At 52.8% G+C, this 11,150-nt stretch carries 11 protein-coding genes; 5 read left to right on the top strand and 6 right to left on the bottom strand.

Annotated elements, in window-relative coordinates; all coding sequences use genetic code 11:
• Positions 1-58: 58 nt before the first annotated feature.
• The 5 genes from HMPREF2860_RS11320 to cas6e are packed head-to-tail and all read right to left on the bottom strand — an operon-like array spanning position 59 to position 4,862.
• Positions 59-190 (bottom strand): hypothetical protein, encoded by a 132-nt coding sequence (locus tag HMPREF2860_RS11320; RefSeq protein WP_256375127.1) that lies wholly within the window; start codon positions 188-190, stop codon positions 59-61.
• Positions 171-485 (bottom strand): type I-E CRISPR-associated endoribonuclease Cas2e, encoded by a 315-nt coding sequence (gene cas2e / locus HMPREF2860_RS10825; protein WP_083296872.1) that lies wholly within the window; start codon positions 483-485, stop codon positions 171-173. Before cas2e ends, HMPREF2860_RS11320 begins: the two co-directional genes overlap by 20 nt.
• 17 nt (positions 486-502) lie before the next feature.
• The gene (cas1e, locus tag HMPREF2860_RS00520) at positions 503-1,441 is read right to left on the bottom strand and encodes a type I-E CRISPR-associated endonuclease Cas1e (protein ID WP_070549970.1); all 939 of its coding nucleotides are present in this window, start codon (positions 1,439-1,441) and stop codon (positions 503-505) included.
• Positions 1,441-4,182, bottom strand: a complete 2,742-nt coding sequence (locus HMPREF2860_RS00515; RefSeq protein WP_070628442.1) for a CRISPR-associated helicase/endonuclease Cas3 — start codon at positions 4,180-4,182, stop codon at positions 1,441-1,443. The genes cas1e and HMPREF2860_RS00515 overlap by 1 nt, the downstream gene beginning before the upstream one ends.
• Entirely contained in the window at positions 4,179-4,862 is a 684-nt protein-coding gene (gene cas6e, locus HMPREF2860_RS00510; protein ID WP_070605288.1) for a type I-E CRISPR-associated protein Cas6/Cse3/CasE, read from the bottom strand. Before cas6e ends, HMPREF2860_RS00515 begins: the two co-directional genes overlap by 4 nt.
• Before the next feature lie 219 nt (positions 4,863-5,081).
• Here cas6e and HMPREF2860_RS00505 point away from each other — a divergent pair, with 219 nt between their 5' ends.
• From HMPREF2860_RS00505 to cas5e, 4 genes are read left to right on the top strand one after another with little or no spacing between them, the layout of a single operon-like run.
• Positions 5,082-6,686, top strand: coding sequence for a type I-E CRISPR-associated protein Cse1/CasA (locus HMPREF2860_RS00505; RefSeq protein ID WP_070605286.1), 1,605 nt, complete (start codon positions 5,082-5,084; stop codon positions 6,684-6,686).
• Complete coding sequence (locus HMPREF2860_RS00500) at positions 6,686-7,366, top strand: type I-E CRISPR-associated protein Cse2/CasB (protein WP_070605285.1); 681 nt, start codon at positions 6,686-6,688, stop codon at positions 7,364-7,366. The genes HMPREF2860_RS00505 and HMPREF2860_RS00500 overlap by 1 nt, the downstream gene beginning before the upstream one ends.
• 59 nt (positions 7,367-7,425) lie before the next feature.
• On the top strand, positions 7,426-8,535 hold the full coding sequence (gene cas7e, locus HMPREF2860_RS00495; RefSeq protein WP_370449818.1) for a type I-E CRISPR-associated protein Cas7/Cse4/CasC: 1,110 nt from the start codon (positions 7,426-7,428) through the stop codon (positions 8,533-8,535).
• On the top strand, positions 8,528-9,241 hold the full coding sequence (gene cas5e, locus HMPREF2860_RS00490) for a type I-E CRISPR-associated protein Cas5/CasD (protein WP_070628440.1): 714 nt from the start codon (positions 8,528-8,530) through the stop codon (positions 9,239-9,241). The genes cas7e and cas5e overlap by 8 nt, the downstream gene beginning before the upstream one ends.
• Positions 9,242-9,275: 34 nt before the next feature.
• On the opposite strand, the gene HMPREF2860_RS11375 is transcribed toward cas5e, so the two are convergent.
• Entirely contained in the window at positions 9,276-9,578 is a 303-nt protein-coding gene (locus HMPREF2860_RS11375) for a VOC family protein (protein WP_370449820.1), read from the bottom strand.
• A gap of 335 nt (positions 9,579-9,913) precedes the next feature.
• Here HMPREF2860_RS11375 and HMPREF2860_RS00480 point away from each other — a divergent pair, with 335 nt between their 5' ends.
• Complete coding sequence (locus tag HMPREF2860_RS00480) at positions 9,914-11,149, top strand: acetyl-CoA C-acetyltransferase (RefSeq protein WP_070628438.1); 1,236 nt, start codon at positions 9,914-9,916, stop codon at positions 11,147-11,149.
• Position 11,150 lies beyond the last annotated feature (1 nt).

Genomic DNA, 11,150 nt, shown 5'->3' with positions numbered 1-11,150 from the left:
GGAAATACCTCCGCGTATGCGGAGAAGAGATCGCCCGCCACTATCAGTGGGTGTGGGGTCAGGAAATACCTCCGCGTATGCGGAGAAGAGTCTTGACCAGGAACTCGCCCAGCGCCTTATCGGGAAATACCTCCGCGTATGCGGAGAAGAGAGTTCCCGACCTGCGGTTTTTACGAAGAAGTTTCTTCAAGTCCGCGAGTTTCGGCAGATAAGGTCACAGGCAGCAACAGACCATCGAAGTCCTGAATCACTCGGCGATTACTCCCCATCGTATTTACGGCGAACCCCTGCTCTCGGGTGGGATCATTATTAATCATCGTTAGACGTCCCTCACCTATAGCTCGGCTACACCGGCCCCATAGATTATCACGAACGCGTCTCGACACGTTACCGACAAAAACTCCAGTATCAACTTCAACTAAGAAACGAGTTAGATACCCTCGGAGATGTTCCGGCAAATTAGATGCAGTAAGTACCAAAAACATAAGGGACGCACCTACTGTTACTGGGGTCGATTTCCATACTGTGTATGCCCAGCCACTTCGTCGCCCCGTCCCGCAATCAACCGGTCATCGTCTCTTTCTGGCAGATACGGTTCGAGAATCTCCATTAATACTCCAATCATCTCTTTCAACATGCCCCTTCGATGAATCTCACGGCGAATTTCCTTCCGAACTTCTTTTAGAGCGTCACCACTTTTCGAGCATCGGAAAGACAACGGAAGTGAAACTTCAGGTTTATATAAATCAGCCAGATCGAACAACAAAGAACGGGCATCGCCACGATGGATTACTCCCAGCGCAGGGTTAATCCCCAAAGCTTGGCAGGCGGAAGCGGCACAGCCGTACAACATTGAGTTCGCCAAATTGAGGCACAAGTTCACCGAATCTTCAGCTGTAGTATCACGCCGAAAAGCCTTGACACCATGCTCTCGGGCTAAAGACCGATATGTCTGTTTCATCATCCGGCCTTCGAGTCCACGCATCACGGCGATGCTAGTCTCTTCGGAATCAATGTCCAACCCAAGCTGGCGCCGATACAGGATAACCGCAGCTTTCCTCTGGTTACGTTCCGATGATACAAGCTTGGCTTGGGCAATCGCCCATCGAGCAGAGCTCGTCAATGGCACAGAGTAGGAATAAGAAGGCACTCCTCCCCCACCGGTGAACATGACTGTCACCCCTGCACGGGTACACGAAGTCATGGCCGCCGCTGAAATGCTCGTCCCAGGCCCTAAATGCAGCACAGCCAAACCTGAAACCGGTAATTGCACACGCTGAATCAGCGACTCGCCTTCGACTTTCGAATAAGCGACAACACCGGTCTTGTCCTGGCGCACGCTACATCGCTCGAGGTAGAGGAAACTAACTCTATCTTCAAAACGAACCTGGTGTCCTGCTGGAATTTGAGAGAATGCAATAGCTTCCTCTGAATAAGTCACTACACACCGGTCGCTTTCCCGCTGAATCCTAAGAAACCAACCAAAGAATCGTAGAGTTCATGCGCCTCGACGGCATAGTACTGACTCAAGAGAGTTTTAGCATCGGCCAGTGAGATTGGAGACTCAATCTGCGAGAACTTGCTCTGTCTCATCGGCATAGAAGCCCTTAGCGCTTTGCGGATTCGCTCACGATCCCCGCTGCGAATCGATCTCAGTTCCTCGACATCTCCTTGCCATCCGCCTGGAATGCTGTCCCCGGAATCCAGGAGAATAACTCGCACTGACTCCTCCTCGATAAGGCGAGTTCTAGCATCACCACCATCCAAAGATAGAGCAGACTCATTACTAAAGTTCTCATGGAGATTGGCCATGCGGTATTCGGGGTCTAGGATCTCTTCGACTTCGTAAGAGACGCTTTTACCCTTACGCGCCATTAGGCTTTCAGCTGCAACCTGATCGAAATCAGCATCCGTTGCAGACGGGTTCTTCAAATCGTCAAAACTCACTGAAGCAGCATCCACGAATTCCTGACACTCCTCCGGCATCTTCAGAACTCGATGCTGCTGGATCCACCGCGATGTGCGAAGCATCTCCGCTTTGTAATACGGATATCGCAGTTTTTCGCTTACTTCAACACCATCGACCACTCGAATCAATGGAGTGTGAATCTCAGGAATTCTTTCGCTTCTTGACGTATCTTGCCTTCGCCACACCCTACCGATTCGCTGAATCAGCAAAGCTGAAGGACACAAATCCGTAGTCAAAATATCCATGTCAATATCGAGCGAGGCTTCAATCGCCTGCGTACCTACGACGGTCACACCAGTGGCGTTACCGTTAGGTCCGATTATTTTTTCCAGCAACTCTGCGTTACGACGTCTATGTTCCGAAGTCATCGCGGAATGTAGCACGACTACATTGTGCCCTGCATCGGACAATTGTCTCGCTACTGATTGAGCCCAATCCACTTGGTTCACAATTACTCCAATACGTGCTTGCGGGAACCGTAAGCGTTGTTGGATTACCCATTCCGCATGAGCACGGCAATTGTCGGAGTGACTGATCTTTGTGTGATTAAGTTCTATATCTCGTCGTAGAACATCAAATGGCAGAACTGAAACTACTTTAGACTCCTCAGCCTTCTTGACCCGTTCGCCCCCAGAATTATGCTCTAGTGCGCATTCCTCCCGCTGCACACTTTGAACTTGGCGACGAGGACGAACAACCGCTACTGCGGGAAACTCAGCAGGTTTGTCAACCTTCACTCCTGAGTATGCATGTACAAGTCGTCTGTATTGCCAGCTCGGGAAGGTAGCAGTCAGAAGAGTTACTCGTGCACCAACTTTGCCAAGCCACTCAAGAACAGTGCTCAGCAGCTCTGTCTGATAATGATCAAGCGTATGAACTTCGTCAACAACGATGTGGGCATTGGCCAAGGACAATAATAGTAAATGTAGCCATTTTGTACGGAGTCCGGCTTTCAAACTCTGATCAACCGTTCCCACCGATACAGCTGCCATCAGTCGTGACATCCCGGCTCTCACGAATGATGCGGGATACAGTCCGCCAGATTCTCTACAGCTAGGATCCCCTTCCGTATCATCATGGAAGCTACTTACTGGGGTGTCGTAAAAATCCTCAACACTCGCGAGACTATGAGCCAACGACGCTACGTTCGGCGTGCTAGAAAAAGCACGCTGCACACGTCTCATTAATGCATTCGTTGTTGCTTGGGTTGGCAGTAAAAACAGGAGGCGCTCATTCTTCTGCGCATGGCGAAGCAGAGCCGCCTCTGTCTTCCCGATTCCAGTCGGAGCCATGACTCCGACAAGCCCGTCACCAGCGTCACGAACTATTTTCTGGATGTGCCGTGGACTACGTTGCTGCAGAATAACTGACTCTGCGTGCTCCTGCGATTCCCAGCCAGAGTAGATGCCAAGGTTTTCACGGACGTATTCGTCTGCCCTCTCGAGCTGAACTCGATACCACTCGGTTGGGTCATTGAGATTAAGCTCACCTCGGCTTGTGGCTGCTTGCGCGTTCTCAACCCACTCATTATTTGATGCCAAACGATCAGCCAGCACGGTCAGTCCAGATAAAAGGATAGAAACCGCAGGGTCACACTCTTCGGGAAGTTCGTTTCGCGATACCCCGACGGCCCTCTCAAAACACTCTTGAATATTCTCGTGCGCAGTCTTCCATCCTTCCCATTTGAGCATCTCATCGGCACGTTTCATGGAGGATGAATGCATCTTTCCACGGAAGGGAAGGGTAAAGTAGCCATGATGACCTAAAGCTGGCAGTGTCGCCCACTGTTCTCCGATGGTTGAATCCCCGAGATTCATTCCGCCGATACCGATTGCAGATACGCGTTCATGCCTACGAAGATCGCTGTACCTATTCCAGCGCTCCATCTTCTCCCGTGGAACGGGTTCGTAATTTCCACTGTCACGAATCTCGGATCGGACTTTTCGCCACGATTCATCGTCCCGCATGTGCTGAAACTGAAATAGCGGGTTGGCTTTTCCTAAATCATGCATACCCACTACCCAGGCCACGATGCACTCCGCATTTTCTCCCAGTGCATCGCTTATTTGGAAGCGCAGCTCGGGTCGAAGCCAATGCCTAAACAAGTAAGTACCTACCGCAGCTGCATCAAGCATGTGTGCTAAAAGCGGATACGTCTCAGCGTTCTCACCCTTCTTTGCCCAGAGCTCGGAATGGACAAGTGAGTCACTCATGGAATTGCCTTCACGCTTAGCATCCCGCAGCCATACGCCTTTTCCCTGCCGACGCCTTCGAGAATCAATCTGTTTAGAGCCTCTGGATCGTCGACAAGCGCAGCACCATCCAAAACATCAACCTGAATGGCCATTCGGGAAGACTCCCGTTCGGTGGCCTTCAGCACCTCTCGCTGATGGTTAACCAACTGCACCTCCTTCAAGGCTCCAGCGAGTTTGTTCTGAATCCACGGAGTAATTGTTGTCCGCCCCTGCTCAATTGCGTCTATTTCTTGGTCATATGGCACGGGCGTCACGATGGTCTTCATCTTTCCATCATGCTGTTCACGCTTTCGACGAACTGCATTGACAGCTACACGAAAGACAACTGGCTGACCGGGCTCAAGGTCGAATAATTCCACAGTACGACTTTCAGCCCCTCGAAGCTCACCGAGATGTACAGGTTCCACCGAAGACTGGATAAGGAAGTACGGGGGGTGACCTGCAGTGAAATCAACTCGGAAAAGAATTTTTCCTGTCTGCCTGGGATTTGCATCAAACTCCCCAAAGAGGCTCATCACAGCCCTGTGTCGGAACAACGGAGAGTCAATCGACGACGGGACAAAGCTCTTTTTCTTGTCTATTCTTCGCGAAAGCAAAGAATGCACTGGAACCTTAGTCAGAAATACTGTTGCTGTCATGAAAACCTCTCTATTTACAGCATCAACGGTACAGTGAAATTGGTCTCCGCTTTCGTGGAGGTACTTCGTTATATTCGGCTATTTGCACACCTTCTCCGCGCTCGTGGAGGCACTCTCAAATAGCCAACCAGTTTTATTAATACTTATATTCGGCAATTGCTTGCGGCGTATTAACCTCATCGGTACCATAAAGCAGTACCTAGCGAAAGTGAACTACGAATGAAGATAAATGCTCTCACGGATTCACCCTTCCTAAGAACACCGAACGGTCGCTCAACCGTTCGAGACCTCCTTCTTTCATCACATAAGCAAGACACCGCCATCAGCGTAGATGGCGCCGCATATCAGTTCACGGCGCAGTTACGTTTCCTCGCTGAGATCACAGCAGTGGCTTTACGTCACACATCAACCCCAATCGAAGAAATTGTTCAGGGCGGCCTACCAGAAAATGCTGTCGACCAGGCAATTGCAGATTTAGCTCCGGGCTGCGACCCCTTTGATTCAATTCAGCCTTTTCTTCAACGTCCACCACTGCCATGCGATGGCCCAAAGGACAAAGCCCACCTACTGATGGCTGGACATTTCCCCATTAAAAAGCTCTCACCGGCAATGCTCCCCGACGAGGGCGAGACGTACTGGAACCTAATCAATGACGGGACCCCAGCCTTAGCACTGCCCGACGCTCTGCTAGCTCTCGTGGTGTACCACCACCTCTCAATGGCGGGAAATAACAACTACGCAGGAGACAAATGCCAAATGGGAGCTCCAGGCATGCGTTTTGTGGGCGCCGATTACACCGCGACTGAGATTATCCAAACCGGAGATACCCTTCTGGAAACCTTGCTGTACCAAATACCGACATCATGGGTAAAAGGCAGTGGCCTTCCGGCTTGGGCAGATCGAACGTGCAACAATTCCACACTCCCGGATGCTCCAAATCAGGCGCATCCACTTTGGCGAGCCACATGGAGCTCCAATGCTCCAGCATGCCATTGGGAAGATGGGGTACTTAATGGAGTTCGCACAGGCGGCATCCCCGAAGAGTGGTACTTCAAACCCGAGATGGGCACAAATAAAACGACATACAAAGAATGGTGGGATCAACGCAATACACTTGACCCGTTCTACCTGTATGAAACGCGTGAAAAAGGCGGCGAAACCTTAGTTCGTGTCGACTTGGGGCGAGACAACACTGACCTTGCCGTTGAGTGGGCCGCAAATAACCGTTCAAACAAAGTGCATGCTCGAATCTCAAGCCGCGCATTATCCCGCTTACCCAACGACGCGCCGCTCATTTTCGCACAACACCTAATTGCAGGTACAGCTAGCTCACCAAATATTCGCGCCAGCGAAGTTTTCTTTCCCTCATCTGCGGAATGGGCATTCGATGTCGACGAAGACTTACAAGAGGACATTCAGCTTCAAGCTAAACTTATCAACCAGCTGCATCGCAGGGTATGTCAAGTGTTTAGCAGGAAACCCACGAAATCTAAGTACCCACCCGCAGTTTTAGATGACATGATTGACCGAAAGCAGGACGCTTCAAACGCTTTCTGGCGCAATATTTCAGCGGTTTACCAGGACATATTGAACGACGCTCGCAGATTCTATAAAGCTCAGTCTCCTTCACCTTTTACGCACAGCTACGAGATGCCAACCGACCTCAGAGACCGCTGTATTGACGCGTCGTTGTGCGCATTTGATGAAGTTGTCAATCCCCATTCCATTCAGGAGCCAGCACGAATCGCATATGTCCGAGCACAACTCCGAAATGGATTACAAGCCTTAATACCCAAGCCGGCCAGTACCGAGGAGAGTTTCTAATGACATCTTCCGAAGCTAATAGTGTCCACGCAATGTGGGCAACGCGGTTAGCCAGCGTTCTCGCCTTACGAGACGACGCAAATATCCAGTCACCCCGTTGGAGAAAGACTCGAGCAGAGCTGCGTCGCGGAGCCTCACCAGCAACCGAGCACTACGCCTATCCGCATGTTCTTCCGTATGCAGATCCGACACTTTCCGACCATCAAATAACATCACTCGTTCGTCTCTTTGCTTTGGTAGCAGAATTCGACCAAGTTCCTCACTACCGACCATCGAACACAACAGATACAAATGGACAAAAGAAGATTCGGAGGGTCGGGCATTGGGCTCGACAAGTCTCAATTGCTCAAGCGAAGAAAACTGGCGAACAATTTCAGGCTAATCCCGACGACCTCGACTCCGTTGGCCAGCGCCTGCAATTCATCTATTCACTCGATGCGGAAGAGGCAATTCTTAACGTTTCGCGTATCTTGAAAATTGCAACTGCCCTGCCCGGACCTATTCCGGCGCTCGACTACTACGACCTGTTCCGGACCTTCCTATATTGGGGCAATGGATTCACGCCTGCGTCACAGAACATTAGGCGCCGAATGCTGCGAGACTATTTCTCTTACTTCGCTGAAATTCCAGAGACCTCCTCCAACACAGATAACGACAACAAAGACAACGCAACAACATAATTCTGTCGTAGAGGCATAAACAACTCCCCGAGAAAGGCCTAAACTCCATGCCCCATAACTTGACCCTCAGCATCGTCACCGCAATCCCATTCAGCAATCTAAACCGTGATGACACCGGAACCCCAAAACGAATTAACCAGGGCGGAGTTCTTCGAGCCCTCCATTCTTCTCAATCGATTAAGCGCAGCATCCGGTTACGCTACGAAAACGCGTCAATGGACCTAAGCATCCGCTCGGGTGAACTCGCCGAAGAAATCGTCGAAAGAGTCTTTGAACTGAACCCCGACGTTGACCGGAAGGCTGCACTGAAAAACGCGAGATCAATCGTCGGCAAGCTCACCAAAGCTGAAGCACCAGCTAAGACTTCTGGCGACGTTGATTCGCAAACCCAAAAGGCTGAATCCGCTCGTTCGACGTGGATGTCAAATGAAGAGATCAATACTGCCGCCCAGACTGTGCTGGCCAGCCTGACGAGCGGAAAGGACATCAAGAAAACCGATGTCAACGAGTTTATTCAGGAGCACCGAACAGGATCACTAGCAATCGCTGCCTTTGGTCGAATGTTCGCCAATTCCCCTCAAAACACAACGGAAGCGGCCCTCAGCGTCTCTCCAGCAGTAACAACTCATGCGACCAGCATCGATACCGATTACTTCTCAACTGTCGATGATCGACACGAGGCACAACATCGAACTGGGGCAACATATCTCGGAGTTAGCCAGTACACCAGTGGCGTTTTCTACCGCACAGTCAGTATCGATAAGAAACAGTTGCGTGAAAGCTGGTCAGCTTTCGATGCAGAAGACTCTCGAGAAAACGTCCGGGAATTGATTCGATCAGCTATCTATGGCCAGCCACGCGGCAAAGAGCACAGCACAGCCCCATACGTCCTTCCAGCCCTAGTACTCGCTGAAGAACAGCGCTACCGGACTGCATATGACTTCCAAACTCCGGTCATCCCCGAAGGAGCTGGAGGATTCCTCGCAGCTACAATCACTTCCCTTTCTCAACAGTATTCCGCAGCACGAAGCTTTGACGCCGGAAACTTCGGCCCCACTGAAGCCCTCGCTGGAACTTTCCCAGGGCTTGAAGACAAGTTCGGCAAACTCGAGCCGACTCAGCTGGACGACCTCATCGACACCGTCGTGAAGTGGGTTTTTGATGACTGATTCAGTGTTCATTCGGCTGGCTGGGCCAGTTCAAAGTTGGGGCAAACCAGCCATCACCGGTAATTTCGTCAAAACTGACAAAATGCCTACAACCACTGCACTCCGCGGACTGATTGCTGGTGGCCTTGGATACCGCCGAAATGAATGGCCGGACTGGATTTCTGATATCGAGTTCACTGTTCGAGAAGAACGCCGACCTACGTTCGTGGACGACTTCCACACCATCGGCTCACGTGAAGATGAGTGGGACTTTCGGCGTCGTCTAGCGATTAGCCAAGGACTTAAAGCCAAGTCAGCAAAATCGGTTGCCTACAAACCCGGTGTCGGAGCGACTGTGGTCGTCCGCCGAACATACTTGGCCGATGCGGAATTCATCGTCCGCATAACCTGCGAGGGACACACGGAGGACATTGACCGAGCTGTTTCAGACCCGGTATTTGTTACGTACTTAGGCCGCAAAGCGTTTTCGGCAACTTTCCCGTTCTATTTAGGCACGGGAAAACCCGAGCTTCTCCAACGAATTCCGAATATTTCGAAGGACACCCAACTCGGAGATAGCACTACAGTTAATCAGTACTTTTTAGCAAAAGGTGCGGGCACACGCCCCGCAACAGTTGTTGTTCCTCGTGTTTCAACTCGCGCGGAATGGATGGGCAGGGTCGGCGAACTGGGTTTGAAGCTACGGTCAACGATTCAAGAAAACTAGAAGCACCGAACTTCGGCACAGTGGGATTTTTGATTCACAACGCACGAGCGTGGCTAACGGTATCTCGCGTATCTGTCAATTTCTCCGCCGGAGTCCACGCGCCGAGTTCGTGGCCGGCGGGCGTCGTGAAGCAAAAGCGAAAACTACCTGGGAAGTCGTATGGTTCCTTGGCAATCTTGCCACCCGCGGACGTGACCTGCTCGTAGGCGGCATCGAGATCCGCTGCTCGAATGAAGGGGGCATGATTGCGCGGGTGGGATCCTCGGCGTTGATTCAGCTGACGATGCCAGAATCGCTGGTATCGGCGCAGTCGTCGCCGTACATGGCGTAATTCCACCCGAATACGCTGGAGACGAAGTCGCAAACGGTACTCAGCTCCTCGACGGACGACACAGGAAACTCAATGTCATTAAAGAGTGCGCCAGTCACGAACCAATCCTAAGGCAGAATCGAGCCCCCGCCATTCGCCTGCCACATTGTAACGCGCCCCACTCTCGCGCCGCATCACCAAAACTACTTATGTAATTACCCCCGGTTTCTCCCATAACCCCAGGTGAGAGACTACGGCAAGTTAACTTTCTCCCCAGTACCCCTCAAATCACCCCCGGCAATCCGGCATTCGTTATAGAGTGACGCACGACACTTTACGACGAATCTGTGAGGTAAAAACACATGACTTCCGCCACCACTCAGCCGGGCGGCGAAGCCTTCATCTACGAGGCAATTCGCACCCCGCGCGGCAAGGGCAAGAAGGACGGCTCCCTCCACGAGGTACGCCCGGTATCACTTCTCGTCGGCCTCATCGACGAAATCCGCAATCGTTTCCCTGACCTGGACGAAGAGCGCATCAGCGACCTCATCGTTGGCTGCGTCAGCCCGGTCGGCGACCAGGGTGCGGACATTGCCCGCACCGCAGCACTCACCGCAGGCCTGCCGTACCGCACCGGCGGTGTCCAGATCAACCGCTTCTGCGCTTCCGGCCTCTCCGCCATCAACTTGGCTGCTCAGAAGGTCCGCTCCGGCATGGACGAGCTCGTCCTCGCCGGTGGCGTCGAGTCCATGTCCCGCGTGCCAATGATGTCCGACGGCGGCGCAATGGCAATGGATGCACAGGTCTCGTTCGCAACTGACTTCGTCCCGCAGGGTATCTCCGCTGACCTGATTGCATCACTTGACGGCTTTGACCGCGAGTCCCTCGACGAAATGGCAGCACTCTCCCACGCCCGTGCCGCAACGGCTTGGTCTGAGGGTCGCTTCGACCGCTCCGTCGTCCCGGTCAAGGACGCTAACGGCCTGACCATCCTCGACCGCGATGAGACCATCCGCGAGGGCGTCTCCGCAGAGTCCCTGGCCGGCCTGCGCGCAGCCTTCACCATGATGGGTGAGCAGGGTGGCTTCGACGCAGTTGCACTGAAGAAGTACCCGCAGCTCGAGCGCATCAACCACGTCCACCACGCAGGTAACTCCTCCGGCATCGTCGATGGCGCTGCACTGACCCTGGTTGGTTCTGAGAAGGCTGGCGCAGACATGGGGCTGACCCCGCGCGCACGCGTTGTCGCCACCGCCGTCAATGGTGTCGAACCGACCATCATGCTCACCGGTATCGAGCCAGCCGTCCGCGAGGCTCTGGCCAAGGCCAACCTGACGGTCGACGATATCGACGTGTGGGAAATCAACGAGGCGTTTGCCGCCGTCGTCAAGCATGCTCAGCAGAACCTGGGCATCGACTACGAGAAGCTCAACATCAACGGCGGCGCGATGGCCATGGGTCACCCGCTGGGGGCAACCGGTGCCATGATCACCGGCGCCGCAATCGATGAGCTGCACCGCACCGGTGGCCGCTACGCCCTCATTTCGCTCTGCGTGGCTGGCGGCATGGGTGTTGCAACCATCATCGAGCGCGTCTAAA

The sequence above is a fragment of the Corynebacterium sp. HMSC064E10 genome (genome assembly GCF_001812505.1).
In the GTDB taxonomy this organism is placed as follows: Bacteria; Actinomycetota; Actinomycetes; order Mycobacteriales; family Mycobacteriaceae; genus Corynebacterium; species Corynebacterium amycolatum.
The sequence above is the reverse complement of the archived record's forward strand: the minus strand, read 5'-3'. Positions and strand labels throughout refer to the sequence as shown.